This window comes from Peterkaempfera griseoplana, assembly GCF_001418575.1.
Lineage (GTDB): Bacteria > Actinomycetota > Actinomycetes > Streptomycetales > Streptomycetaceae > Peterkaempfera > Peterkaempfera griseoplana.
This window is the reverse complement of record NZ_LIQR01000111.1, coordinates 1-24,929: the sequence shown is the minus strand read 5'-3', so window position 1 is coordinate 24,929 and position 24,929 is coordinate 1. Positions and strand designations below refer to the sequence as shown.

The window sequence follows — 24,929 nt, the reverse complement described above, 5'->3', positions numbered from 1 at the left end:
GGGCGGTGGAGCGCAAGCTGCTGGCCCTGTGGGAGGCGATCCAGCGGGCGGTGGCCACCGGCGAGTGGCGGCCCAGGCCCAGCCGGCTGTGCGACTGGTGCGACCACCGGGCGCTCTGCCCCGAGTTCGGCGGGACGCCCCCGCCCTATCCTCTTGCCGTGCTGCCCGCGCCGAGAACGACCGAGGAGTAGTGGTGACGATCCGAGTGCTGCTGGTCGACGACCAGCCGCTGCTTCGTACCGGTTTCCGGATGATCCTGGAGGCCGAGGCGGACCTGGCCGTGGTGGGCGAGGCCGGGGACGGCCAGCAGGCGCTGGACCAGGTGCGGGCACTCCAGCCGGACGTGGTGCTGATGGACATCCGGATGCCGCGGATGGACGGCGTGGAGGCGACCCGGCGGATCGCCGGCCCGGGGCGCGACGGCCCGGCCAAGGTGCTGGTGCTCACCACCTTCGACCTGGACGAGTACGTGGTGGAGGCGCTGCGCGCCGGGGCGAGCGGCTTTCTGCTGAAGGACGTGCCGGCCGAGGAGCTGGTGCAGGCCATCCGGGTGGTGGCGGACGGTGCGGCGATGCTGGCGCCGAGTGTGACCCGGCGCCTGCTGGACATGTACGCCACCCGGCTGCCGTCGGGCGACGAGGCTGCGCCGACCATGCTCCATGCGCTCACCGAGCGCGAGGTGGAGGTGCTGAAGCTGGTGGCCAGGGGCCTGTCCAATGCGGAGATCGCGGCCGAGCTGTTCGTCAGCGAGACCACGGTGAAGACCCATGTGGGGCATGTGCTGACCAAGCTGGGCCTGCGGGACCGGGTGCAGGCCGCGGTGTACGCGTACGAGAGCGGTCTGGTGCGGCCCGGCGCGCTGTGACGCTGCGCGCGGTGCGGACCGGGCTCTGCCGCCCGGAGGGGTTCAGCCGGCGGCGATCCGGCCGATCTCCCAGAAGCGGAAGACTCCGGTGGTGTCCACCGTGGTCTCCACTCCGCTGACGTTGTTCTTGGAGACGTAGAACGTCTTGCTCTGCCAGAGCGGGATCAGCGGGACACCCTGGGCGACGATGGCCTGCATGGAGTCGAAGGGTTCCACCGCCGCGGTCCGGTCCGTCATGGTGCGGCTCCTGGGGACCAGCCGGCCGCTGATGGTGGCGCTGTCCCAGCCGGTGTAGTAGGCGCCGCCCTTGACCACCAGCGGCACGATGAAGTCGTCCGCGTCCGGGTAGTCCGGCGACCAGCCGATCGTGTAGGCCTGGTAGGCGCCGGTCTGCCAGCCCTTCTTGAAGGTGTCCCAGGACGGCTCGCGCTTGACCGTCACATGGAACAGCCCGCCGGTCTCCAGCTGCTTCTTGATCTGGTCGGCCTCCTTGGAGTCGACCCTGGAGCGGGACCAGGTGAGGGAGAACTCCACCGGCGTGTGGATGCCGGCCTTCTGCAGGATCCGGCGGGCGGCGCTGACGTTGGGGTCGCCGTAGCGGTCGAAGAAGGCCGTGTTGGCGCCGAGCAGCCCCTGCGGGACCACCGAGTAGAGGGCCTGGACGGTGCGCCCGTAGCTGTCCCGGGCGATCGCCTTGCGGTCCAGCAGCTGCGCGGCGGCCTGCCGCACGGCCGGGCGGCCGACCACCGGGTCCTTGGTGTTGAACGCCATGTAGCGGGTCTCGGCGCTGTCGCCGGTGACGACCTTGAAGTCGCCGCTGCCGCGCAGCGCCGCCTCCTTGTAGGCCGTGGCGTCCTTGGGGTCCAGGCTGTTGTCGGTGAAGTCGACCTGGCCGCTCTCCAGTGCGCTCTTGAGCTCGGAGGGCTCGTTGAAGTAGCGCAGCGTGAACTTGTTGTTGTTGAGCTTGTCGGCGCCGCGGTACTCGGGGTTGGCCACCAGCCGGACGGTGCCGGGGGCGGTGCCGTCCGAGGTCTTCATGGTGTCGATGCCGTCGAGCTTGTACGGCCCGGAGCCGACCATGCGGGCGTTGGGCAGCAGCTTGTCGGCCGGGTAGACCTGGTGGTCCACGATGGCGCCGGCGGCGCTGGCCAGCTTGGAGGGGAACACCGCGTCGGGCTCGGTGAGGTGGAAGACCACCTGGGAGTCGCCCTGGGCGTTCACCGACTTCAGGGTGTCGAAGAGGGCGTCGGCGGGGCCGGCCGGGTCGTGGATCTTCTTCATCCGGGTGAAGGAGAACACCACGTCCTCGACGGTCAGCGGGTGGCCGTTGGAGAACTTCAGTCCGCTCTTCAGTGTGCAGACGTAGGTCATGGCGTCGCCGCCGGTGAAGGAGCAGGACTGCGCCGCGTCGGGCTGCGGGGTGGTGGCCCCGGCGGGGAAGCTCAGCAGGGTCTGATGGGTGTTGTACAGCACCAGCCAGCCTCCCGAGTCATAGGAGCCCGCCGGGTCGTAGGTGCTGGTGACCGCGGTGGTACCCATGGTGACCTGGGCGTTCGTGCTGTTTCCGCTGCTGCCCCCGGACGATCCGCATCCGGCGATCGTCGAGGCGACCAGGCCGGCGCAGCCGAGCACCGCCAGTCGTTTGACTGCAGACATCTTTTGTTTTCTTCTCCAGACCGGCGGTGAGGGCGCCGCTCGTTGCCGCACCCGCCTCCGGGGTGTGGAGGCGGGGGCGGAGGCGCCGGGGACGCACGGAACGGCACTGGTGCTGCCGCCGCCCGACCTGTCACCGGCGTCTCCGCTTCCGCCTCGGCTGGGTGTGCGCCGAGGCGGGAAGTCCGCAACCCGTGGCCGGCCGGGGACGGGTGCGCGTCCGGGTCCGGTTTCGGGGTTGGAGTGACGGTCCATCAGATGGCGTGCGTGGGGGCCTGCCGAGGACCGTGCGGGAGTTCGATCGGGTGTAGCGTGCCACACCGATGGCACGCGCGTAGAAGGACGGTCCCATCGGGGCCCGCGGCAGCGCGTGGCGATCGCCGCGACAGATCCGACTTGAGGGTGAATGTCCGGCTTTCCCACCGGGTCGGCCCCCGGTGGGTAATGAGCGTCACACCCGGGCGGGCACCAGGCTGCGCAGCAGCGCCAGGTCGACCTGCTCCAGGGAGGCCACCACCGTCCGTCCCGGGGCCTCCTCGATGGTGGCCACCGACGGCACGGCGAGCACGGTGCAGCCCGCGGCCTCGGCCGACCGCACCCCGGTCGGCGAGTCCTCGACCACCACGCAGCGGGCCGGCTCGGCGCCCAGCCGCGCGGCCGCCACCAGATAGGGGTCCGGGTGCGGCTTGGTACGGGTGACCTCGTCGCCCGCCACCGAGAAGGCGAAGTTCTCCGCGCCGAGGCTGCGCATCACCAGGTCGATGTCACGGCGGTGGGAGGCCGAGACCAGGGCCGCCGGGACGCCCTGGGCCGAGAGTTCCCGCAGCAGCCGCCGGGCTCCCGGCATCAGCGGCACTCCGCCGCCCAGCAGCTCGGTGAAACGCTGGTTGATCCCGACCGAGAGTTCGGCCGCGGTGACGGGCGCCCCGGTGACGTCGATCAGGTAGTCCACCACCCGGGTCATGGGCCCGCCGACCACCATGGGCCGGTGGGACTCGTCCAGCGGGTGTCCGAGGTCGGCCAGCAGCGAGCTCTCGGCCCGCCACCAGAACTCCTCGGTGTCCACCAGGGTGCCGTCCATGTCGAGCAGCACCGCCTGGAGCCCGGAGCTGTCGGACGCGGTGGGGGAGGTGGCGGCGGCGGAGGTGGTCACGGGCGGGCGCCCCTTCCGGTGGCTGCGGGTCGGGCCGGCCGCCGGGGGGCGGTCTGCCACGAGTGGACGTTCAGGGCAAAGGGCCCCCCAGAGTACGCGTGTCCCGGCCGCATCGGGCGGCCGGGACACGTCGGGAGCATGACCAGCGGGTCAACAACCCCGCTTCCGGGTCAGCGGGCGTTGAAGTACTTGGCCTCCGGGTGGTGGATCACAAAGGCGTCGGTGGACTGCTCGGGGTGCAGCTGGAACTCCTCGGAGAGCTCCACCCCGATGCGCTCCGGCCGCAGCAGGTCCGCGATCTTGGCCCGGTCCTCCAGCTCGGGGCAGGCCCCGTAGCCGAGCGAGAAGCGCGCGCCCCGGTACTTCAGCGCGAACATGTCCCGGACGTCCTCCGGGTCCTCCCCCGCGAAGCCGAGCTCCGCACGCACCCTGGCGTGCCAGTACTCCGCCAGCGCCTCGGCCAGCTGCACGGAGAGGCCGTGCAGCTCCAGGTAGTCGCGGTAGGAGTCGGAGGCGAAGAGCTCGTTGGCCGCCCTGGAGATCCGGCTGCCCATGGTGACCACCTGGAAGCCGACCACATCCCGCTCGCCGGACTCCTCCGGCCGGAAGAAGTCGGCCAGGCAGAGCCGGCGGCCGCGCCGCTGACGGGGGAAGGTGAACCGGGTCCGCTCGGTGCCGTCCTCGTGCAGGACCACCAGGTCGTCCCCCTTGGAGACGGCCGGGTAGTAGCCGTACACCACCGCCGCCTCCAGCAGGCCCTCGGTCTGCAGCCGGTCCAGCCACATCCGCAGCCGGGGGCGGCCCTCGGTCTCCACCAGCTCCTCGTAGCCGGGGCCGTCGCCGGTGCGGGACGCCTTCAGGCCCCACTGGCCCTTGAAGAGGGCGTCCTCGTCCAGCCAGGAGGCGTAGTCGGCGAGCGGGATCCCCTTGACGATCCGGTCGCCCCAGAAGGGCGGCGTGGGCACCGGGTTGTCGGTCGCCACATCGGAGCGGACCGAGCCCAGGTTCTCCTCCACCTCCTCGGCCTGCGGGCGGACCGGCACCCGCCGCTGCCGCAGCTCCGGCAGGGCCGCGCCGGGCACCCCGCGCTTCACCCCGATCAGGGCGTCCATCAGCCGCAGTCCCTCGAAGGCGTCGCGGGCATAGCGGACCTCGCCCTCATAGATCTCGTGCAGGTCCTGCTCCACATAGGCGCGGGTCAGCGCGGCGCCGCCGAGGATGACCGGCCAGCGGGCGGCCAGGCCGCGCTGGTTGAGCTCCTGGAGGTTCTCCTTCATCACCACGGTGGACTTCACCAGCAGGCCCGACATGCCGATCACATCGGCGTCGTGCTCGCCGGCCGCCTCCAGGATGGCCGAGACGGGCTGCTTGATGCCCAGGTTGACCACGTTGTAGCCGTTGTTGGAGAGGATGATGTCGACCAGGTTCTTGCCGATGTCATGGACGTCGCCCTTGACGGTGGCCAGCACGATGGTGCCCTTGCCCTGGCTGTCGGTCTTCTCCATGTGCGGTTCGAGATAGGCCACCGCGGTCTTCATCACCTCGGCGGACTGCAGCACGAACGGCAGCTGCATCTGGCCGGAGCCGAAGAGCTCGCCGACCGTCTTCATGCCCTCCAGCAGCGTCTCGTTGATGATCTCCAGCGCCGGGCGGAGGGCCAGCGCCTCCTCCAGGTCGGCCTCCAGCCCGTTGCGCTCACCGTCCACGATCCGCGCCTGGAGCCGCTCGTCCAGCGGCAGCGCCGCCAGCTCCTCGGCCTTGCCGGCCTTCACCGAGCGGGTGTCCACGCCCTCGAAGAGCTCCAGGAAGCGCTGCAGGGGGTCGTAGCCCTCCCGGCGGCGGTCGTAGACCATGTCCAGGGCGACCTCGCGCTGCTCCTCGGGGATCCGCGCCATCGGCAGGATCTTGGAGGCGTGCACGATCGCCGAGTCCAGGCCGGCCTCCACGCACTCGTTGAGGAAGACCGAGTTGAGCACCATCCGCGCGGCGGGGTTGAGGCCGAAGGAGATGTTGGAGAGGCCGAGCGTGGTCTGCACGTCCGGATGGCGGCGCTTGAGCTCGCGGATCGCCTCGACGGTCTCCACCGCGTCCCGCCGGGACTCCTCCTGGCCGGTGGCGATGGTGAAGGTGAGGCAGTCGACGATGATGTCCGACTCGGCGATGCCGTAGCCCGCGGTCAGCTCGGCGATCAGCCGCTCGGCCACCGCCACCTTGTGGTCGGCGGTACGGGCCTGGCCCTCCTCGTCGATGGTCAGCGCCACCACGGCGGCGCCGTGCTCCTTGGCGAGCCGGGCCACCCGCGCGAAGCGGGAGTCGGGGCCGTCGCCGTCCTCGTAGTTCACCGAGTTGAGCACCGCACGGCCGCCCAGCATCTCCAGGCCCGCCCGGAGCACGTCCACCTCGGTGGAGTCCAGCACGATCGGCAGCGTGGAGGCGGTGGCCAGCCGGCCGGCGATCTCCCGCATGTCGGCGACGCCGTCACGGCCGACGTAGTCCACACAGAGGTCCAGCAGGTGGGAGCCGTCCCGGATCTGCTCACGGGCGATCTCCACGCAGGCCTGCCAGTCCTCCGCCAGCATGGCCTCACGGAACTTCTTGGAGCCGTTGGCGTTGGTCCGCTCGCCGATCGCGAGGTAGGAGGTGTCCTGCCGGAACGGCACGGACTGGTACAGCGAGGCGGCCGCAGGCTCCGGGTGTGGGTCGCGCGGGGCCAGCTCCCTGCCGCGCACCCGCTCCACCAGCTGCCTCAGGTGCTCGGGCGTGGTGCCGCAGCACCCGCCGACCAGGGAGAGCCCGAACTCCCTGGTGAAGACCTCCTGGGCGTCGGCCAGGCCCTTGGGGTCGAGCGGGAAGTGCGCACCGTCCTTGCCCAGCACCGGCAGACCCGCGTTGGGCATGCAGGACAGCCCGATCCGGGCGTTCTTGGCGAGATGGCGCAGGTGCTCGCTCATCTCGGCCGGCCCGGTGGAGCAGTTGAGGCCGATGAGGTCGATGCCCAGCGGCTCCAGGGCGGTCAGCGCCGCGCCGATCTCGGAGCCCAGCAGCATGGTGCCGGTGGTCTCCACCGCCACCTGGACGAAGACCGGCAGGTCGAGGCCGGCCTCGGCCATCGCCTGCTTGGCGCCGAGCACCGCCGCCTTGACCTGGAGCAGGTCCTGGGAGGTCTCCACCAGCAGCGCGTCGGCGCCGCCCGCGATCAGGCCCGCGGCGTTCTCCCGGAACCCGTCACGCAGCGCCGCGAACCCGATGTGGCCCAGCGTCGGCAGCTTGGTGCCCGGCCCGATGGAGCCCAGCACCCAGCGCGGCCGGTCGGGAGTGGAGTGGCGGTCCGCGGCCTCCCGGGCCATCCGGGCGCCCGCCTCGGAGAGCTCGAAGATGCGGTCGGCGATGTCGTACTCCCCCAGCGCGCTGAGGTTGGCGCCGAAGGTGTTGGTCTCCACGCAGTCCACGCCGACCTCGAGGTAGGCCTCGTGCACCGAGCGCACGATGTCGGGGCGCGAGACGTTGAGGACCTCGTTGCAGCCCTCGTGGCCCTGGAAGTCGTCCAGCGTCGGGTCGTGCGACTGGAGCATCGTGCCCATCGCCCCGTCGGCCACCACGACTCGGGTGGCGAGGGCCTCGCGCAGGGCGTCGGCCCTGCTCTGCTGGGCTGCGGACGGGACGGCAGTGGCCATAGTGGTGCTCCCTGGGTGCGACGGCTGTCGGCTATGCGGGGCCCGTCTGCTCCGGGCCGCACCCGGCCAGGGTATCCGCCGGGCGGCGGCCCGGCCGGGGCGTTCCGTATCGTGGGCGGCTCCGCGCCGTCCCCTCCGGGCGGCGCGAGGGGGCGGAACGGGAGGGGACGCACGTGGCGGGGATGGTGCGAACGGGTGTCGGGGCCGTACTGGGCGTCCCCCGGCGGGCCTGGCGGTGGTGGTGGCGGCTCCCCCGGCTGCGGCGGGCGGCGGTGGCCGTGCTGACCGTGTCGTGCCTGCTGCTCACCCCGGTCGCGGCGGTGGCGGTGGCGCTTCGGCTGGAGGACGCCGGGCAGCCGCGGGACGACGCCAGGACCTGCGGCCGGGACGCCCTGTGGCTCGGCCACGCCTGGGTGGACGGCCGCAAGGGGCCGTCCGACGTGGCGGCGCTGGCCGCCTCGCTGCGCACCACCGGCATCCGCGACCTCTATGTGCACACCGGGCCGCTGGAGGCCGACGGCACCCTGCACACCGACCTCTACCCGCGGGCCGCCTGGCTGGTGGCCGCGCTGCGCTCCGCTGCGCCCGGGGTGCGGGTGCAGGCCTGGCTGGGGAACGTGGTGGCACCCGAGCACCCGGAGGGGCTGCATCTGGACCGGCCCGCGGTGCGGGCGGCGATCGCCGCCTCGGCGCAGCAGGTGCTGGCGGCGGGCTTCGCCGGGGTGCACTTCGACCTGGAGCCCGTACGCTCCGGCGACCCCGGCTTCCTGGACGTGCTGGACCGCGCCCGGGCGGCGCTCTCCGCGCGGGGCGCCCTGCTGTCGGTGTCCGCCCCGCAGCTGGATCCGCTGCCGTCGCTGCACTCGGTCGGCCGGGCCCTGGCGGGTCACCCCAAGTGGTGGTCCCAGGCGTACTTCGGGCAGGTCGCCCGGCGGGTCGACCAGGTCGCGGTGATGTCCTACGACACCGGCACCCCGCTGCCGTCCCTCTACGGCGGCTATGTGGCGCAGCAGACCGCGCTGGCGCTGGAGGTGACGCCGGAGGGGGTCGATCTGCTGATGGGGCTGCCCGCCTACTACGAGAACGACCACACCCACTGGGGCGGCGCCGAGACGGTCGCGGCGGCGGTGCGCGGGGTGCGGCTGGGGCTGGGGCGCACGGAGCCGGACCGGCAGCGCTTCGGGGTGGCCCTCTATGTGGACTACGCCGCGACGCCGCAGGACTGGGCCGACTACCGCGAGGGGTGGGTCCGCCCGCACCGGGCAAGGTGAGTCTGGTGGCTGCATCTTTGCCCGTAGGCTGGGCAAGTACGGTCCGTGGAACGCGATGTTCCATGGATGTCCACAGTCGGCAGCCGGTCCGGGGAGACCGCCGGCCGGCCCCCCGGGGGCCGGGCGGGGACCCGCGGAACGGCCGGAGGGAGGCGCTGGGTGATCGAGCTCGAGGATGTGCCCGAGCTCATCGACCCGGTCATGGTGGCCGCGTTCGAGGGCTGGAACGATGCCGGGGACGCCGCTTCCGCGGCGGTGGCGCACCTGGACCAGGTATGGGGCGGCAAGGTCTTCGCCGCCCTGGACGCCGAGGACTACTACGACTTCCAGGTCAACCGTCCGACGGTGTGGATGGACGGCTCGGTGCGGCGCATCACCTGGCCGACGACCCGGCTGTCGGTGGTCCGGGTGACCGAGCCCAGGCCGCGCGACCTGGTGCTGGTGCGCGGTATCGAGCCGTCCATGCGCTGGCGGTCGTTCTGCAACGAGCTCTTGGGTTTCGCCCATGAGCTGGGCGTGGAGATGGTGGTGGTGCTGGGCGCGCTGCTCGGCGACACCCCGCACACCCGCCCGGTCCCGGTGAGCGGGGTGACCTCCGACCCGGACCTGGCCCGCAGGCTGGACCTGGAGGAGAGCCGCTACGAGGGCCCCACGGGCATCGTGGGCGTGCTGCAGGAGGCCTGTGCGCACGCCGGGGTGCCGGCGGCGACCTTCTGGGCCGCGGTGCCGCACTACGTGGCGCAGCCGCCGAACCCCAAGGCCACCCTGGCGCTGCTGAACAAGGTCGAGGACCTGCTGGATCTGCGGATCCCGCTGGGGGACCTCCCGGAGGACTCCCGGGCCTGGCAGATCGGGGTGGACCAGCTGGCCGCCGAGGACAGCGAGGTGGCCGAGTACGTGCAGCAGCTGGAGGAGGCCCGGGACACCGCGGAGCTGCCGGAGGCGTCCGGTGACGCCATCGCCCGCGAGTTCGAGCGCTATCTGCGCCGGCGGGGCAACCAGGGGCCGGCCGAGCCCGGCGAGGGGCCCGAGACGGGCAGGCAGGGTACCTTCCGGCGGGACGAGAGCAAGGCCTCGGAGCGGCCGTCGTCCTCGGAACGACCGGCGGGGGAACGGCCGGCGGGCGAACGACCGGCGGCCGAACGACCGGCTTCGGAGGAGTCCGCGGACCCGGCGGCGTCCGGCGGCGAGCCGCAGGACGGGCCCGGGGAGGGCGACGGACCGGACGCCTCAGGACCGCGTCCGTCCGGCCCCGCCGACCGGGGCGACCGGGGCGGCGAAGGGCGGTAGCCGCCGCGGCGCGCACCATGGCACGACGGCCGGGATCCGCGGGGATCCCGGCCGTCGCCGTTCGGTCGATCGATGACCGGCGTCGGGCAGCCGCCGGCCATCGATCACCTCCAGTGGACTAGACCAAGCATGGTCCTGTCAAGGTCTAGACCAACCCGCGCACGACGTCACAGCCCTGCTGACGGTCCGTCACCAGCTCACAGTGCCACGCCCAGCAGCGCGTCGACGGTACGGGACACCAGTCCCGGGGCGCCGGTGTCCTCGCCGCCCCGCTCCTGCTGCCGCTCGGCCCAGCGGTCCACCGCCGCCAGCGCCCGGGGCGCGTCCAGATCGTCGCTGAGCGCCTCGCGCACCTCCGCCAGCAGCTCCCCGGCGTCCGGGCCGTCCGGGCGGGAGACCGCCGCACGCCAGCGGCCCAGCCGCGCCACGGCCTCCTCCAGCACCGCGTCGGTCCACTCCCAGTCGGAGCGGTAGTGGTGGGCGTGCAGGGCCAGCCGGATCGCCGCGGGGTCCACCCCGTCGCGGCGCAGCCGGGAGACGAAGACCAGGTTGCCCCTGGACTTGGACATCTTCTCGCCGTCCAGCGCCACCATGCCCGCGTGCACATAGGCCTGGGCGTAGGGGTGGTCGCCGGTGGCGACCTGGGCGTGCGAGGCGCCCATCTCATGGTGCGGGAAGGCCAGGTCGCTGCCGCCGCCCTGGATGTCGAACGACATCCCCAGGTACTTCAGCGCGATGGCCACACACTCGATGTGCCACCCGGGACGCCCCCGCCCCAGCTCGGTCTCCCACGAGGGCTCGCCCGGACGGGCGGCCATCCAGAGCAGCGCGTCCAGCCGGTGCTTCTTGCCCGGACGGTCCGGGTCGCCGCCGCGCTCGCCGAAGACCGGCAGCATCTCCTCCTGGGAGAGGTGCGAGACCTCGCCGAAGCGCGGGTCGGACTCCACCGAGAAGTAGATGTCGCCGTCCAGCTCGTAGGCGGCGCCGCTCTCCAGCAGGCGCTGCACCAGCGGGACTATCCACGGGATGGACTCCACCGCCCCGACGTAGTGCGCGGGCGGCAGCATCCGCAGCGCCGACATGTCCTCGCGGAACAGCGCGGTCTCCCGCTCGGCGAGGTCGGTCCAGTCGACGCCGGTCTCCTGGGCACGCACCAGCAGCGGGTCGTCGACGTCGGTGACGTTCTGGACGTAGAGCACGTCGTGCCCCGCGTCCCGCCACACCCGCTGGACCAGGTCGAAGGCGTTGTAGGTGGCCGCGTGGCCCATATGGGTGGCGTCATAGGGGGTGATGCCGCACACATAGAGGCGGGCCGTGGGGCCCGCGGGGGTGATCTCCCGGGTACGGCCTGCGGCGGTGTCATGGATGCGCAGGGGGCTCCCCTGACCGGGGAGCGCGGGGACGTCTGAGGCGGGCCAAGCATGCATGCTCAAAACTTTAACCGGACCATCATTTCCGCGGCTAACGGGCTTCCGGCCAGACCCTCGCTCCCCACCGCCGACCGCCCGGCCACCGTCGCCGAGCGCCCGGCCATCCTCACCGAGCGCCCGACCGCCTCCCACAGGCTCGCCGCAGCGCCCCTAGATCGGCGGCCAGGGCACGGCCGGCCAGTCACCGCCCGGCTCCGGATGGCGGCCCTCGTCCAGCAGCGCGGCCACCCGCTGCCGGGTCGCGGCGACCTCGGCGGCGGTCAGCAGCGGCCGCAGCCGCTCCCCGAGGGCGCCTGCCAGGTCCGCACCCAGCTTGCGCAGCACCTCCAGGGCCTCCTCCGGGAGCGGCTCCCCCGCCCACCCCCAGAGCAGCGTGCGCAGCTTGCCGGGGACGGCGAAGGTCACCCCGTGGTCGATGCCGTAGAGCCGGCCGTCGACGGCGGGCAGCAGATGGCCGCCCTTGCGGTCCGCGTTGTTGAGGACGGCGTCCAGTACGGCCAGCCGCCGCAGCCGGGGGTCGTCGGCGTGCACCAGCAGCGCGGTCCGGCCGCCCCCCACATCCGCACGGGCGATGGGCAGCCAGCCCGGCTCGGCCTCCTCGGCGTCCTGCAGGGCCAGCAGCTGAGCCTGCGGGTCGGGTTCCACCCACAGCTGGACCATGCCCTCGCCGGCCGGGCCGTCGCGCAGCACGGTCGGCGGGACCAGCGCCCAGCCGGCCGCGGCGGCGACCTCGTAGGCGGCCACCTCCCGGGCCGCCAGGGTGCCGTCGGGGAAGTCCCACAGGGGACGCTCCCCGTCCACGGGCTTGTACACGCAGACGGCCTCCTGGCCGTCCAGGGCCACGGTGCAGTACAGCACCGCGTTGGAGGCGTCGCTGAGCTGCCCGTGCACCGTGAGGTCGCCGGCACGCAGCAGCGCCAGGGCGCGCTGCGGATCGGCGGCCAGCGCCGCCGAGGCACCGGGGTCCGCCTCCGGCGGCGCGGCCGCGGACTGCTGCGGCCCGGTCGGTCCGGGGGTCGCGTCGGGGGCGTTCAGCGCCGGTATCCGTTCGCTCGGGGGCAGATGTGCCCCTCGGGGTCCAGCGGCAGGCTGCAGAAGGGGCACGGCGGGCGGCCCGCCGCCACCAGGTCCAGTGCGCGCTTGGCGAAGACCCGGGCCATCGCCCCGGAGATCCGCACCCGCAGCAGCGGCGGACCGTGCTCCTCGTCCTCGATCAGCTCGTCGTCGGCGTCGGCCTCGTCGTCCTCGGGGTCCGCCTCCACCAGCGCCTGCGCCTCGACGACCACGCACTCCTCGCTGCCGTCCCAGGCCAGCGCCATGGTGCCGACCCGGAACTCCTCCACCAGCGGAAGGTCCAGCGGCGCCACGTCGATCAGGTCGGAGGGCGCCACCGCGGGCACCGGCGCGGAGCCGCCACTGCGCCGCAGCACCTCGTCCAGCAGCTCGTCGACCCGCTCGGCCAGCGCTGCCACCTGCGTCTTCTCCAGCAGCACGCTGGTGGTCCGGCCACCGCCGGTGGCCTGCAGGAAGAAGGCGCGAGCGCCCGGCTCGCCGACCGTACCGGCCACGAACCGCTCTGGTTGGTCGTAGAAGAACACCTGACGGGGCACGCGCTGCTCCGATACTTCGCCTCTGCTGACGTCGTGGTCCGCCTCTCACCCTACCCAGGTGCGCAGAGCCGGGCGCAGCGGAGGGCCGTCCTTGATCGCCGTCCGCCGGGTCGGGCTCCGGATCGGACGCCGGATCGGGCGCCGGGTCAGGCGCCGGTGGCGCCGCCCACCACCGCGTCCGACTGCTGCCGGGCGTCCTCGTGGGACGGCACGGACCTCGGCGCCAGCGAGGAGAGGTCCCCGGTGTCGCCCAGCCGCAGCAGGAAGGGCCGCAGCGGGGTGTAGCGGATGGCGGTGACGGAGGCCGGGTCGGCCGAGATCCGCTGGAAGAGGTCGAGGTGCAGGCCGAGCGCATCGGCCACCACCGCCTTGATGATGTCGCCGTGCGCGCACGCCAGCCAGACCGCCTCGGGCCCGTGCTCCTCGGCCACCCGGGCGTCCCACTCGCGTACCGCCTCCACCGCCCGGCGGCTCATCTCGGCCAGCGCCTCACCCTCGGGGCCGGGGAAGACCGCCGCGGAGGGGTGGTCCTGCACGGTGCGCCACAGCGGCTCCTTGGCCAGCTCGGCAAGCGGCCGGCCGGTCCAGTCGCCGTAGCGGCACTCGCCGATGCGCTCGTCCAGGTCTGGGCCGCCCAGCTCGGGCCGGGTGGCGAGCAGCGGCTGGACGGTCTGCCGGCAGCGGTCCAGCGGACTGCTGACCACCCGGACGAGGGGCACCGCGGCCAGCCGCGCCGCCAGCGCCGCGGCCTGCTCACGGCCCTCGTCGTCGAGATCGACACCCGGGCTCCAGCCGGCCAGGACACCGGAGGAGTTGGCGGTGGAACGGCCATGGCGGACGAGCAGCAGGGTCGGCATGCGGCCAGCCTAGACGCGCTCCGGCGGGGCCGGACCGCCCCGGTGTCGTTTGGCGTAGCGCCGGGCGGCGAGAATCCTCACGTGATCGTGGACTGCGCCATCTACCGCAACGGCATCCGGACCACGGGCCCCGAGGACTTCTCGGACGCGCTCGACGTGGCCAGGAAGGAGGAGAACGCCTTTGTCTGGATCGGGCTGCACGAGCCGACCGAGCGCGAATTCGCCCTGGTCACCGAGGAGTTCGGGCTGCACCCGCTGGCGGTCGAGGACGCCGTCAGCGCCCATCAGCGGCCCAAGCTGGAGGCGTACGACGACTCGCTCTTCGTGGTGCTGAAGACGGTCACCTACGACGACGACCTGGACACGGTGCACACCGGGGAGCTGATGCTCTTCCTCGGCGACAGCTTCGTGGTGACGGTGCGCCACGGCGAGGGCGTCCCGCTGGGCCGGGTGCGCAAACGGCTGGAGCAGCAGCCCGACGTGCTGCGGCAAGGGCCCAGTTCGGTGCTGTACGCGCTCTGCGACGAGGTGGTGGACGCCTACATCGACATCGCCGCCGAGCTCCAGGCCGACCTGGAGGAGCTGGAGGCGGCCGTCTTCTCGCCGCAGTCCGCCCGCTCGGCCCAGGGCAACGGGTCCATGGCGGAGCGGATCTACGGCTTCAAGCGGCAGATCATGGAGTTCCGCCGGGCCACCGCACCGCTGCAGGAGCCGATGGCGCGGCTGTCCGGCGGCGGGGTCCCCTTCGTCGCCGCCGGGAGCCAGCCGTTCTTCCGGGATGTCAGCGACCATGTCATCCGGGCGAACGAGCAGGTGGACTCGCTGGACCGGCTGCTCTCCGACATCCTCAGCGCCAATCTGGCGCAGGTGAGCGTGCAGCAGAACAACGACATGCGGAAGATCTCGGCCTGGGCCGCGCTGGCCGCCGTCCCCACCATGATCGCCGGGATCTACGGGATGAACTTCACCCATATGCCCGAGCTTCGGCAGGTGTGGGGCTATCCGGCTGCGCTGCTGCTGATGGGCGGTGTGTGCCTGGTTCTCTACCGCGTCTTCAAACGCAGCGGCTGGCTCTGAGCCCGAACCGCGAGGGGACCGCGTGGCGAATGTGAAGATCGCCGGATGGCTGGGTAGGTAGCTGCCGACCAGACGGTGATCCCGGCCGCAACCGGGCGACGAGGCGGGTGCGCATGTTCCGAAGCGGCGGTGCCGGGCGGGCGGTCGGGCCGGGTCCTGCGGGCCCGCCGCCGCCGGGGCCCGCGGGAAGCGACTGGTCACCGTACGAACGGTTCCAGGACGCGGCCCGCTCCTACTTCATCCACGCCGACGTCGCACTGGACGCGGTCGCCGGGGTGCTGGGGCGGCGCCGGGTGCGCGGCTTCACGCTGGAACGGGTGGTGGACCTCACCGAGAGCGGAGCCTCGGTGTGGCAGGAGGCGGCGGTCTGCGACGGCAGACGGCTGATCCTGTGGCACAGCGAGGAGGTGACGGACCATGAGGCGCCGGGCGGCACGGTGCTGGACTCCTCCGTCCAGGTGCTCCCGCTCGGGGCGATCGGCCATGTGGGCATGCGCACCATGGTCGGCCGCAACGAGCGCGGCGACCGGATGAACCGCGGTGTCTACCTGGTGGTCGCCACCGGCACGGTGCAGGAGCTCAGTGCGGTGCCGGGCGACGACGCGGGCTCGGCGACCGCACGCTTCCGGCCGGAGGCCTTCCGCTTCTCCAAGTCCCTCGACGACGGGGGGCCGGGCCAGATCGCCCGGCTGATCGACTTCGGCCGGCTGCTGGGCCGGCTGGTCCCGGAGGGCCGCCGCTGAGCGGCGGGACCGGGGAGCCGCGCAGCCGGCCCGGCACCTGTATGGCGCGGGCGGGCGCACGGTCCCCCGTCGCGCCGGCCGGCGGCCTGCCCGGTCAGGCGAGGCCGGCCAGCTCCATGGCCTCCACCGCGGTCCGCAGGGTGGCGATCCGCTCCTCCAGGGTGAAACCGCCCGGGGTGAGGTTGAGCGTGGTGACGCCCGCGTCCGCGAAGGCCTGCATCCGGTCCGCGATCCGCTCCTTGGGACCGAGCAGCGCCGTGGAGTCGATCAGCTCGTGCGGGACCGCGGCGGCGGCGCCGGCGTAGTCCTTGGCGAGATAGCGCTCCTGGATCTCGTCGGCGGCCTGCTCGTAGCCCATCCGCCGGGCCAGCCTGTTGTAGAAGTTCTGCTCCTTGCTCCCCATGCCGCCCACGTACAGGGCGGTGTACGGGCGGAAGGCGTCGGCGGCCGCCTTGACGTCGTCGGAGACCGCGATCGGCAGTGAGGGCGCCAGGTCGAAGCCCTCCAGGGTCCTGCCCGCCTTGGCGCGGCCGGCCCGCAGCGGCTCCAGGGAGACCTCGGCCTGCTCGGGCGAGAAGAAGATGCCCAGCCAGCCGTCGGCGATCTCTCCGGTCTGCTCCAGGTTCTTCGGCCCGATCGCCGCGATGTAGAGCGGGATGTGCTCGCGGACCGGGTGCACGGTGAGCTTCAGCGCCTTGCCCGGGCCGCCGGGCAGCGGCAGCGTCCAGTTGGCGCCCTCGTGGACGACCCGTTCCCGCAGCATCGCCTTGCGGATGATCTCCACGTACTCCCGGGTGCGGGCCAGCGGCTTGTCGAACTTGACGCCGTACCAGCCCTCGGAGACCTGCGGGCCGGACACCCCGAGGCCCAGCCGGAAACGTCCCCCGGAGAGGGTGTCCAGGGTGGCCGCGGTCATCGCGGTCATGGTGGGCGTGCGGGCCGGGATCTGGAAGATCGCCGAACCCACGTCGATCCGCTCGGTCCTGGCGGCGACATAGGCCAGCACGGTGGCGGCGTCGGAGCCGTACGCCTCGGCGGCCCAGCACACCGCGTACCCGAGGCGGTCCGCCTCCTGGGCGACGGCGATGTTGTCGGCGTCGTTGCCGAGGCCCCAGTAACCGAGGTTGATGCCGAGTCGCATGAGGTGCAGCCTCCGGTGGTGTGGCGGGTGCGCGCCGGGATGCGTACGCACCGGCGGGCCGGGCGGCCCCGCCGCCTGTGAGCGTAGCCGGGCGCCACAGGCGATGCTACCGGCGGGTAGGTGTGCGCTGCGTCACTCGGCGCACCCGGGCGGCCACCCCGCCCGGACCACCCTCACCTGCGGGTCTCCGCTGCGCGCGGTGGGTCGGCCACTACGCTTCGCGAACATGGAACAGCGACACCTCGGTCGTACCGGGTTGCGGGTCTCCCGGCTCGGCCTCGGCACCATGACGTGGGGCCGTGACACCGATGAGCACGAGGCCGCCGAGCAGCTCAAGGAGTTTCTGGACGCCGGCGGCAACCTGGTCGACACCGCCGACGTCTACGCCGACGGCGGCGCGGAGTACCTGCTCTCCCGGCTCATCGAGGACCTGGTGCCCCGCTCGGAGCTGGTGATCGCCACCAAGGCCGGCAGCGTGCCCGACGCCGACCGGCGCTTCGACGCCTCCCGCGGGCATCTGCTGGCCGCCCTGGACGCCTCACTGCAGCGGCTGGGCACCGACTACGTGGACCTGTGGCAGGTCCACGCGTACGACCCGGCGACCCCCACCGAGGAGACCCTGCACGCCCTGGACCTCGCCGTCTCCTCCGGGCGCGCCCGCTATGTGGGGGTGTCCAACTTCTGCGGATGGCAGCTGGCCAAGGCCGCCACCTGGCAGCGGGCGGTACCCGGCCGCACCCCGCTGGCCGCCGCGCAGATGGAGTACTCGCTGCTGCAGCGCAACATAGAGCGTGAGGTGCTGCCCGCCGCCCGCGACCTCGGGGTGGGGATGCTGGCCTCCTCCCCGCTGGGCCGCGGGGTGCTCACCGGCAAGTACCGGCACGGCGTGCCGCAGGACTCCCGGGGCGCCTCCGCGTACCTCTCCGGATTCGTCCAGCCCTACCTCGACGAGCGCGGGCGGCGGATCGTGGACGCGGTCGCCACCGCCGCCGACGGACTGGCCAGCAGTCCGCTGAAGGTGGCGCTGGCCTGGGTGCGCGACCGGCCCGGGGTGGCCTCGGCACTGGTCGGCGCCCGCACGGCGAACCAGCTCCAGGCGGCGCTGTCGGTGGAGGCCCTTAGTCTTCCTGAGGAGATCCGCGGTGCGCTCGACGACATCTCGGCGCCGGTCCACCGCTATCCCGACCAGGACTGGAGCGAGTTGTAGGCCGCAGGCAGGCGACTCCTCCGCGTATCGAGCACCACGACGGGAGCGTGAGCTGTGAGCGACGAGGACACCTCCGCTCCGCAGGGACGCCCCGGGCCCGACGGGCCCCGGGGCGACGGGCCGGCGGACGCCGCCGCGGCACCGGCCGCGGTCGCCGAGCGGCCGGACACCGCGCGGCTGGCCGAGGCGATCCGGGCCATGGGCCGGGCCGGTGCCGCCCCGGGCGGCGAACCGGGCACCGCGGCCGGCGGGGCGGCGGACGGCGATGCGGCACCTGACGGCGACGCCGCCCCCCGGGGCGACGCCCAGCGTGCGGAGGCGCTGCGGGCCGCCGCCGAGGTGCTGTCCGAGGGCGGCGCCCCGGCGGAGCTGGCGGCCGCGGCGGTGGCCGCACTGGGCGACGGAGCCGCGGCGGCCCTGCGGGAGGACCCCTGGGCGGTCCTGGCCCTGCCGGGAGTACGCCCTGAGCAGGCCGACGGCTTCGCCAGAGGCCTGCTGGGCCAGGACGCCGGACCGGGCGACCCCCGGCGGGCGCAGGCACTGGCGCTCTGGCTGCTGGAGCGGGCCGCGCTGCACGGGCACACCGCGCTGGAGGTGTCCGAGGTCCGGGCCGGGCTGGAGCAGCACGGCGTGCCCGATCCCGCCGAGGCGCTCGGCACGATCGTCACCGACGGCCGGGTGATGGCATTCCAGGAGGAGCTGGCGACCCCGGGGGCCGCAGCGGCGGACGAGGACGAGGAGCCGCCCGTCAGACTGCTGCTCGCCCTGGACCGCCTCGCCCTGGCCGAGGAGAGCCTGGCCGACGGGCTGGTGCGGCTGACGTCCACCCTGGAGCCGGGCGAGGACGCCCCGCCTGCGGACGGGCCGGAGGCAGCCGCCGCGGACGACGGCGACGCGGCGGGTGCCGGCGGTGAGGACGCCCCGCAGGCCGGCGGTGAGGGCGGGGAGCCCGCGCCCGCCGGCCACCGTCCCGGCCCCACCGCCTGGGAGGCCGCCGCGGCGGCCGCGCCGTCCGCCTCCGCGAGCGCCCTGATCCGGGCGGCCGCCGGCGCCGGGCTGGTGCTGCACACCGGCGGCGAGGCGGCCCGCGCCGAGCCCGCCGCGCTGGTGGCCGCCGCCCGCTCCCTGGGGCTGCGCGCCTGGGCTGCGGCCTGGACGGCCGAGGGCGCCCGGGAGCTGGCCTCCCTGATCCCCGCGGGACAGCCCGAGGACGGCCCCGAGCCGTCCAGTCCCGGTGGTGCCGCCGTGACCCTGGCCGGCCTGCTCTCCGGGGCCGAGGGCCCGGGCCTCGAGGGCGACGGCTCGCTGGCCCTGGACGTCCTGGTGGTCTGCGATGCACCCCTGCTGGACGTGGAGACCGCCGCGACCCTGGTGGAGTCGCTCGCCGACGGCACCCGGCTGGTCCTCAGCGGCGACCCCGGACAGCTGTGGTCCGCCGGACCAGGCCGGGTCTTCGCCGATCTGCTGGCCGCCCGGACCTGCCCCGCGGTGGCGTCCCGCACACCCGACCCCGGGCCGATCGGCGAGCTGGTCTCCGGTATCTCCGTCGGCGAGCTCCAGCAGGTGGAGGCGCCCGGGCGGGAGGTGGTGATCGTCCCCGCCAAGGACGGCGGAGAGGCCGCACACCGGGCGGTGCAACTGGTGCTGGACTCCATTCCGAGGGCGTTGGGCATCCCCGCCGACCACGTGGTGGTGCTGACCCCCGGCCACGGCGGCAGTGCGGGCACCAGGGCGCTCAACGCCGCACTCAAGGCCCGGCTCAACCCCGGCCCCGGCCGTTTCGGCGGGTTCGACCCGGGAGACCGGGTGGTCCACTCCCCCACGCCGGGCAGCTGCCTGCCGGGCACCGTGGTCTCGGCGGACGCGTCCGGGCTCCGGCTCGACCTGTCCGGGCGGCCGCTGACCGTACCCCGCGAGCAGGCGCAGCAGGTCCGGCACGGCTGGGCGCTCACCGTGCACCAGGCGGTGGGGCGGCGCTGGCCCGGTGTGGTGGCGGTGCTCCCGGACGACGCCGCCGGGGCGCTCACCCGCCAGCTGGTCCACACCGCCTTCGGCCGGGCCGAGCGGCATCTGTCGGTGGTGCACGCCGCCGGGCAGGCACTGGCCCAGGCGGTCGCCACCGTACCGGCGCGGCCGCGCACCACCCGGCTGCGCGGCATCCTCGCCGAGCAGTCCCCGCAGTCCTGAGGACGCGGCCGGGCCGGGTACTCCCCGGAGGGGGGAGCGCCCGGCCCGGCCGTGAGGCGGTGGCTCAGTGCTCGGGGTCGAGCACCTCCAGTTCGTCGTCATAGACCTCGCTGACGTCGAACCGGCAGATCAGCAGCTGCGGATCGGCCTCGTCGAACGGCTCCGGGAGCCACTCCCCCGGCTCGCTCGGCTCCGCCGCCGCGACCCAGAGCGTCGAGTCGCCCTCCTCAAGGCCGAACTCCTCGCACCGGGAAGCGATCTCATCCGGCTCGTACTCGCCGAAGACCACCCCGATCGCGGCGTTGAGCGTGCCGCCCGCCGGGCGGGAGGCACCCCGGGCGACGGGCGCCGCCAGAGTGCTGTCCAGCCGGGTGGCCTGGCTGCGCAGCCGCTCCGGGTCGGCGATCAGATAGTCACGGCGGATCAGCACGCTGATCGCCTCGGGTTCGTCGGGCCCCAGATAGGCGGCGGCGCTCTCGTCGCCGGGGACCTCGAAGGGTGTCACCTCGTCGTAGGCGTCGTAGAGGATCTCGTCATAGGCGTCGGCCGCTGCAGCCAGCGCTTCATAGGCGGCGAAGACCGCCGGGTCGTTCTCCCCCGAGCGGCCCTCGACCGCGGCCAGGTGGCGGTCGATGGCTGCCTTGACCGCCTCGGCGGCGGCGCGTACCTCGGCGACGGTGGGCTGCGCTGCATCAGACATGGGTCAGACGCTATCCGTACCAGGTACCGGCCTGCACTGCCCTTATCGCCTGGAGGCGTGTTTTTCCACACAACTTCCCTCGAAGTGCGGGCGGCTGTCGCCGCCGGGTCCGCCGTGAGACCCTGGAATCCGACGACTGTCGGTGAGCGTCAGTAGGCTTGCCGGAGAGTGTCCAGCGGGAGGATAGCTTTGATCCCATCGAAGACGGTCCGGCAGCCGGAGTACGAGTACCAGTCGCTGCGGCTCCCCCGGGGGACGACCCGCAACGCCGCCCGCAGACTGCTCACCGAGCACGCGGAGTACGGCCACTGGGAGCTCGACCGGCTTCGGCTCTTCCCCGACGGCAGCCGCAGTGTGGTGCTCAAGCGCCGGATCATCCGGCAGGTCCGTCCCTGGTGAGCCGTCCGGCGACCTGACCCCGTCCGACGAGCGAGAGCGGGAGCCCCCGAGGGGACTCCCGCTCCGCTGTCCTCACCCCTCGCCCGCAGGCGGGAGGAGATCCGTCAGTGGCCGCGCACCCGGCCGCGGCGGTACAGCACCGCGCCGCCCAGGATCATGCCCGCCGCGACGGCACCGGCCAGCGCCGTGTCGCCGGCACCCGTGGAGGCCAGCGCCTCGTGGGCGTGCTGCGCCACGGTGGAACCGCCGCCGGGCGCACTGTGCACCGGACCGTGCGAGGGCCGCGACGCGTGGTGCTGCGGCGGCCGGCTGGGACGGTGGTGCACGGGCGGAACCACCGGGTGGTGCACCACGGGCGGCACGACGACGGCGTGCGAGGGCGCCTCGGCGTTGACGCAGGTGTTGCCGAGGGCGGCGTTGCCCAGCCCGACCGCGGTGATCGCGTTGCCACAGACGTTGACCGGCACGTGGATCGGCACCTGCACCACATTGCCGCTGAGGACGCCGGGTGAACCCTGGGCGGCCCCTTCCGCGTCGGCACCGCCGCCGCTACGGGTGGCACCGTGGCCGTCACGGTCGTGACCGTGGCCGCCGGAGGCGTTGACGCAGGTGTTGCCGATGGCGGGGTTGAGCAGCCCGACCACGTTGATGGTGTTGCCGCACAGGTTCACCGGGACGTCCACCGGGACCTGGACCACGTTCCCGGATCCGACACCCGGCGAGCCGGTGGCAGCGCCGTGTGCATCGGCGGACGCGTAGGCGTAGCCGGCGGTGGACGCCAGCACGCTTCCGGTGGCCATGGCCGTGAGGAGAGTCCTCTTGGCTGCTTGTCGCATGGGTTCCCCTGACCTCATTCAATCCGTGTAGTTGATGTGTACGAAATCTTCACCCGCGCACTGGTCAACGAGGGAAAGGCAATCGGGTTGGGCCGTTCACAGCGTTTTCACCCGGCTGGGTGAGTGCGCCCCCGGAAGGGTCCTCCAGGGGCGCACCGAGGGTCATTCTCAGTAGTTCAGGCAGGTGTTGCCGAACGTCGGGTTCAGCAGCCCGATCACGTTGATGGTGTTGCCGCAGACGTTGACCGGCACGTGCACCGGAACCTGGATCACATTGCCGGACAGCACGCCCGGCGAACCCACGGCCGCCCCCTCGGCGACGGCGCCGCCCCCAGTGGCGCACGCCGCACCTGCACCGGCCAGCACCAGACCGCCGGTGGCAGCGACGACAGCGGCAATCTTCTTGGCCTTCATGGGTTTCCCTCCTGATTGTCAGCGCAGCCCGGTTCGTGGCTGCATATGGGTGAACGACACTGCGGCAAACGGGGTACGCCGCAGTACGGCTATTCACCCCCAGCGGTGAAAAATCGCACCCGTGACCGAAAAACAGGAAAGCCCGTTCCCCGGTGCTCGCAGGCACCGGGGAACGGGCTCGGCAGAGGGCTCGGGCTCCCCTCAGCAGGCGTCTATGAAGCGGTCCAGGACCCGCACTCCGAACTCCAGGCCCTCCACCGGGACCCGCTCGTCGACCCCGTGGAACATGCCCGCGAAGTCCAGCTCCGGGGGCAGCCGCAGCGGGGCGAAGCCGAAGCAGCGGATACCGAGGTCCTGGAACGACTTGGCGTCGGTGCCGCCCGACAGGCAGTACGGCACGGCGCGGGCGATCGGGTCCTCCGCGCGCAGCGCCGACTGCATCGCCTCCACCAGGGCGCCGTCGAAGGTGGTCTCCATCGCCCGGTCCGCGTGCAGGGTCTCCCGCTTCACCCGGGGGCCGAGCACCCGGTCCAGGTCGCTCAGGAACTCGTCCTCGAAGCCCGGCAGGAAGCGGCCGTCGATGTGGGCGGTGGCCTGGCCCGGGATGACGTTCACCTTGTAGCCGGCGCCGAGCATGGTGGGCTGCGCGGTGTTGCGCAGCGTGGTGCCGATCATCTTGGCGATGCCGCCGAGCGTCTTCAGCGTCTCGTCCATGTTCTCCGGGTCGAGCTCCACGCCCAGGGCGTCCGACAGCTCGTCCAGGAAGGCCCGCACGGTCTTGGTGACCCTGACCGGGAAGGTGTGCCGTCCGAGACGGGTGACGGCCTCGCACAGCTCGATGATGGCGTTGTCCGTGTTGGTCATGGACCCGTGGCCGGCCGTGCCGTCCACGGTCAGCCGCATCCAGTGCATCCCCTTCTCGGCCGTCTCCACCAGATAGAGCCGCAGCTGCTCGTTGACGGTGAAGGAGAACCCGCCGACCTCGCCGATGCCCTCGGTGACCCCCTCGAAGAGGTCCGGGTGCTTGTCGACCAGGAAGCGCGCGCCGTAGGTGCCGCCGGCCTCCTCGTCTGCCAGGAACGCCAGCACCAGGTCGCGCGGGGGCTTGCGGCCGGTGCGCAGGCGGTCGCGGACCACGGCGAGGGTCATCGCGTCCATGTCCTTCATGTCGACGGCGCCGCGGCCCCAGACGCAGCCGTCGGCGATCTCGCCGGAGAAGGGGTGGTGGGTCCAGTCGGCGGCGTTGGCCGGCACCACGTCGGTGTGACCGTGGATCAGCAGTCCGGGCCGGGAGCGGTCCTCGCCCTCGATGCGGACCACCGTGCTGGCGCGGCCCTTGGCCGACTCGAAGATCTGCGGCTCCACCCCGAACTCCGCGAGTTGCTCGGCCACGTACTCCGCGGCCGCACGCTCACCCGGTCCCGAGTGGTCGCCGTAGTTGCTGGTGTCGATGCGGATGAGGTCCCGGCAGATGTCGGTGACCTCGGACTCGGCGGTCACCCGCGCGGGCTTCGACTCGCTCACGGTCTCTCCTGCTCTCCCGGAACGACCGGGGTCCGCCCCGGCCGGCCGGGGCCTCTGGGTACAGCGCACGCTCCCGACCATCCTGCCTCTCCGTACCTCCCCGCCCAAGGCCTCCCCCCTGGCCGATCGCCCCAGGTCGGACGGGTGGGCGCGGTCGGCACGGGCTTTTGGGTGGCCCAGCCGATCTTTGCTATGGTTGCTCATGTCGCCGCGGGGCACCGGTTCGGTAACCCTCGGCACACACCCTGTCCGGGTGGCGGAATGGCAGACGCGCTAGCTTGAGGTGCTAGTGCCCTTTATCGGGCGTGGGGGTTCAAGTCCCCCCTCGGACACTCATCATCCCCCTTCGGGGAGCGACGTTCTCAGGTCCGGATCGGGTTCCTTCCCGGTCCGGACCTTCTGCGTCCTGGATCGTACCGGCCTCCTGGCTCCGGGCCCGGGAGGACTTCGGCCTCGGCTCGCATGCGGGGCGAGCGGCCGCAGGGGCGGCCGCACCGCCGGGATCTCCGCGGACGGGTGCGACCGGTGTCCGCCCACGCCCTCCCCTCGCACAGCCGCTCCTCCCGGTGGGCCGGTCCGGCGCCCGGGCCGGCCGCTCGGGGCGGTCCGGCCGGGCTCTCCCCACGCGTCTGCCCCGCCCGGTCGACGTGCAGCCCTCCGTCGCCTTCCGCCGCAGCGGGGCAGGCCGGGAGGCCGTATGAACAGGTCAGGCGGGAGCTGTTAGTTGACGGCGTATCAGTTGAGTCCGCCGCTTCAGGTCCTGGACCAGGGGCGCCGTCGGACGACCGGCCACACGGGCCGCCGAGTGCGCCCGTCCAGGTCGCCTCAGCTCGCCGCTGACCGCCGGGGTCGGCGCGCAGCGTTGAGTGGTGCTGTGGGGTGGGGGATGGGTGAAGGG

The 24,929-nt window shown here is 73.1% G+C and carries 20 protein-coding genes, 1 tRNA gene and 1 pseudogene; 10 read left to right on the top strand and 12 right to left on the bottom strand.

Annotated elements, in window-relative coordinates; genetic code table 11:
• Window positions 1–191, top strand: a pseudogene (locus AOK09_RS09360) (recombinase RecB); the annotation flags it as partial.
• Between the two features lie 2 nt (window positions 192–193).
• Entirely contained in the window at window positions 194–865 is a 672-nt protein-coding gene (locus tag AOK09_RS09355) for a response regulator (RefSeq protein ID WP_055586660.1), read from the top strand.
• Window positions 866–907: 42 nt separating this feature from the next.
• Here the strand turns inward: AOK09_RS09355 and AOK09_RS09350 are convergent, their stop codons facing one another.
• From AOK09_RS09350 to metH, 3 genes are all read right to left on the bottom strand, one after another.
• The gene (locus AOK09_RS09350) at window positions 908–2,521 is read right to left on the bottom strand and encodes an ABC transporter substrate-binding protein (RefSeq protein ID WP_063795899.1); all 1,614 of its coding nucleotides are present in this window, start codon (window positions 2,519–2,521) and stop codon (window positions 908–910) included.
• 448 nt (window positions 2,522–2,969) lie between these two features.
• Window positions 2,970–3,671 (bottom strand): HAD family hydrolase, encoded by a 702-nt coding sequence (locus AOK09_RS09345; RefSeq protein ID WP_055586658.1) that lies wholly within the window; start codon window positions 3,669–3,671, stop codon window positions 2,970–2,972.
• A gap of 170 nt (window positions 3,672–3,841) precedes the next feature.
• The gene (gene metH, locus AOK09_RS09340) at window positions 3,842–7,345 is read right to left on the bottom strand and encodes a methionine synthase (protein WP_055586657.1); all 3,504 of its coding nucleotides are present in this window, start codon (window positions 7,343–7,345) and stop codon (window positions 3,842–3,844) included.
• Between the two features lie 182 nt (window positions 7,346–7,527).
• Between metH and AOK09_RS09335 the strand changes: the two genes are divergently transcribed.
• Both AOK09_RS09335 and AOK09_RS09330 read left to right on the top strand, forming a co-directional pair.
• A complete protein-coding gene (locus tag AOK09_RS09335) occupies window positions 7,528–8,616 on the top strand; it encodes a glycoside hydrolase family 18 protein (protein WP_169797011.1) in 1,089 nt (362 codons plus the stop codon).
• Between the two features lie 159 nt (window positions 8,617–8,775).
• Window positions 8,776–9,906, top strand: a complete 1,131-nt coding sequence (locus AOK09_RS09330; RefSeq protein ID WP_079062884.1) for a PAC2 family protein — start codon at window positions 8,776–8,778, stop codon at window positions 9,904–9,906.
• Between the two features lie 197 nt (window positions 9,907–10,103).
• Here the strand turns inward: AOK09_RS09330 and mshC are convergent, their stop codons facing one another.
• The 4 genes from mshC to AOK09_RS09310 form a co-directional block, all read right to left on the bottom strand.
• Window positions 10,104–11,333: a cysteine--1-D-myo-inosityl 2-amino-2-deoxy-alpha-D-glucopyranoside ligase gene (mshC, locus tag AOK09_RS09325; protein ID WP_055586655.1), complete on the bottom strand. Its 1,230-nt coding sequence runs from the start codon at window positions 11,331–11,333 to the stop codon at window positions 10,104–10,106.
• Window positions 11,334–11,486: 153 nt separating this feature from the next.
• Window positions 11,487–12,281 (bottom strand): SCO1664 family protein, encoded by a 795-nt coding sequence (locus tag AOK09_RS09320; protein ID WP_107101282.1) that lies wholly within the window; start codon window positions 12,279–12,281, stop codon window positions 11,487–11,489.
• A gap of 86 nt (window positions 12,282–12,367) precedes the next feature.
• Window positions 12,368–12,946 carry a DUF3090 domain-containing protein gene (locus tag AOK09_RS09315; protein WP_055586654.1) on the bottom strand — a complete coding sequence of 193 codons (579 nt, stop codon included), beginning with the start codon at window positions 12,944–12,946 and terminating at the stop codon, window positions 12,368–12,370.
• A 146-nt stretch (window positions 12,947–13,092) separates the two neighbouring features.
• Window positions 13,093–13,803, bottom strand: coding sequence for a histidine phosphatase family protein (locus tag AOK09_RS09310; protein ID WP_055586653.1), 711 nt, complete (start codon window positions 13,801–13,803; stop codon window positions 13,093–13,095).
• A gap of 81 nt (window positions 13,804–13,884) precedes the next feature.
• Here AOK09_RS09310 and corA point away from each other — a divergent pair, with 81 nt between their 5' ends.
• Both corA and AOK09_RS09300 read left to right on the top strand, forming a co-directional pair.
• The gene (corA, locus tag AOK09_RS09305) at window positions 13,885–14,880 is read left to right on the top strand and encodes a magnesium/cobalt transporter CorA (RefSeq protein ID WP_055586652.1); all 996 of its coding nucleotides are present in this window, start codon (window positions 13,885–13,887) and stop codon (window positions 14,878–14,880) included.
• Between the two features lie 113 nt (window positions 14,881–14,993).
• A complete protein-coding gene (locus AOK09_RS09300; protein ID WP_055586651.1) occupies window positions 14,994–15,623 on the top strand; it encodes a hypothetical protein in 630 nt (209 codons plus the stop codon).
• Between the two features lie 94 nt (window positions 15,624–15,717).
• On the opposite strand, the gene AOK09_RS09295 is transcribed toward AOK09_RS09300, so the two are convergent.
• Window positions 15,718–16,764, bottom strand: coding sequence for an LLM class F420-dependent oxidoreductase (locus tag AOK09_RS09295; RefSeq protein WP_055586650.1), 1,047 nt, complete (start codon window positions 16,762–16,764; stop codon window positions 15,718–15,720).
• A gap of 226 nt (window positions 16,765–16,990) precedes the next feature.
• Here AOK09_RS09295 and AOK09_RS09290 point away from each other — a divergent pair, with 226 nt between their 5' ends.
• Window positions 16,991–17,971: an aldo/keto reductase gene (locus AOK09_RS09290; protein ID WP_055586649.1), complete on the top strand. Its 981-nt coding sequence runs from the start codon at window positions 16,991–16,993 to the stop codon at window positions 17,969–17,971.
• Between the two features lie 54 nt (window positions 17,972–18,025).
• Window positions 18,026–20,158, top strand: a complete 2,133-nt coding sequence (locus AOK09_RS09285) for a helix-hairpin-helix domain-containing protein (protein WP_055586648.1) — start codon at window positions 18,026–18,028, stop codon at window positions 20,156–20,158.
• 64 nt (window positions 20,159–20,222) lie between these two features.
• On the opposite strand, the gene AOK09_RS09280 is transcribed toward AOK09_RS09285, so the two are convergent.
• A complete protein-coding gene (locus AOK09_RS09280) occupies window positions 20,223–20,858 on the bottom strand; it encodes a hypothetical protein (RefSeq protein ID WP_055586647.1) in 636 nt (211 codons plus the stop codon).
• Between the two features lie 192 nt (window positions 20,859–21,050).
• Here AOK09_RS09280 and AOK09_RS09275 point away from each other — a divergent pair, with 192 nt between their 5' ends.
• Entirely contained in the window at window positions 21,051–21,257 is a 207-nt protein-coding gene (locus AOK09_RS09275; protein ID WP_055586662.1) for a DUF5703 family protein, read from the top strand.
• A 104-nt stretch (window positions 21,258–21,361) separates the two neighbouring features.
• On the opposite strand, the gene AOK09_RS43415 is transcribed toward AOK09_RS09275, so the two are convergent.
• The 3 genes from AOK09_RS43415 to AOK09_RS09260 all read right to left on the bottom strand — a co-directional run bounded on the left by AOK09_RS43415 (window position 21,362) and on the right by AOK09_RS09260 (window position 24,031).
• Window positions 21,362–22,057: a chaplin gene (locus tag AOK09_RS43415; RefSeq protein ID WP_055586646.1), complete on the bottom strand. Its 696-nt coding sequence runs from the start codon at window positions 22,055–22,057 to the stop codon at window positions 21,362–21,364.
• A gap of 204 nt (window positions 22,058–22,261) precedes the next feature.
• On the bottom strand, window positions 22,262–22,507 hold the full coding sequence (locus tag AOK09_RS09265; RefSeq protein ID WP_055586645.1) for a chaplin: 246 nt from the start codon (window positions 22,505–22,507) through the stop codon (window positions 22,262–22,264).
• A gap of 201 nt (window positions 22,508–22,708) precedes the next feature.
• The gene (locus tag AOK09_RS09260; RefSeq protein ID WP_055586644.1) at window positions 22,709–24,031 is read right to left on the bottom strand and encodes a M20/M25/M40 family metallo-hydrolase; all 1,323 of its coding nucleotides are present in this window, start codon (window positions 24,029–24,031) and stop codon (window positions 22,709–22,711) included.
• Window positions 24,032–24,278: 247 nt separating this feature from the next.
• Here AOK09_RS09260 and AOK09_RS09255 point away from each other — a divergent pair.
• A tRNA-Leu gene (locus AOK09_RS09255) sits at window positions 24,279–24,363 on the top strand.
• The last annotated feature ends 566 nt before the right edge of the window (window positions 24,364–24,929 follow it).

Bases quoted from the DNA above. Each gene is read 5' to 3' on its own strand.
- AOK09_RS09350 (WP_063795899.1), bottom strand. From the start codon at position 2,521: ATGTCTGCAGTCAAACGACTGGCGGTGCTCGGCTGCGCCGGCCTGGTC.
- metH (WP_055586657.1), bottom strand. From the start codon at position 7,345: ATGGCCACTGCCGTCCCGTCCGCAGCCCAGCAGAGCAGGGCCGACGCC.
- AOK09_RS09335 (WP_169797011.1), top strand. From the start codon at position 7,528: ATGGTGCGAACGGGTGTCGGGGCCGTACTGGGCGTCCCCCGGCGGGCC.
- mshC (WP_055586655.1), bottom strand. From the start codon at position 11,333: ATGCATGCTTGGCCCGCCTCAGACGTCCCCGCGCTCCCCGGTCAGGGG.
- AOK09_RS09310 (WP_055586653.1), bottom strand. From the start codon at position 13,803: ATGCCGACCCTGCTGCTCGTCCGCCATGGCCGTTCCACCGCCAACTCC.
- AOK09_RS09300 (WP_055586651.1), top strand. From the start codon at position 14,994: ATGTTCCGAAGCGGCGGTGCCGGGCGGGCGGTCGGGCCGGGTCCTGCG.
- AOK09_RS09295 (WP_055586650.1), bottom strand. From the start codon at position 16,764: ATGCGACTCGGCATCAACCTCGGTTACTGGGGCCTCGGCAACGACGCC.
- AOK09_RS09290 (WP_055586649.1), top strand. From the start codon at position 16,991: ATGGAACAGCGACACCTCGGTCGTACCGGGTTGCGGGTCTCCCGGCTC.
- AOK09_RS09280 (WP_055586647.1), bottom strand. From the start codon at position 20,858: ATGTCTGATGCAGCGCAGCCCACCGTCGCCGAGGTACGCGCCGCCGCC.
- AOK09_RS43415 (WP_055586646.1), bottom strand. From the start codon at position 22,057: ATGGCCACCGGAAGCGTGCTGGCGTCCACCGCCGGCTACGCCTACGCG.
- AOK09_RS09265 (WP_055586645.1), bottom strand. From the start codon at position 22,507: ATGAAGGCCAAGAAGATTGCCGCTGTCGTCGCTGCCACCGGCGGTCTG.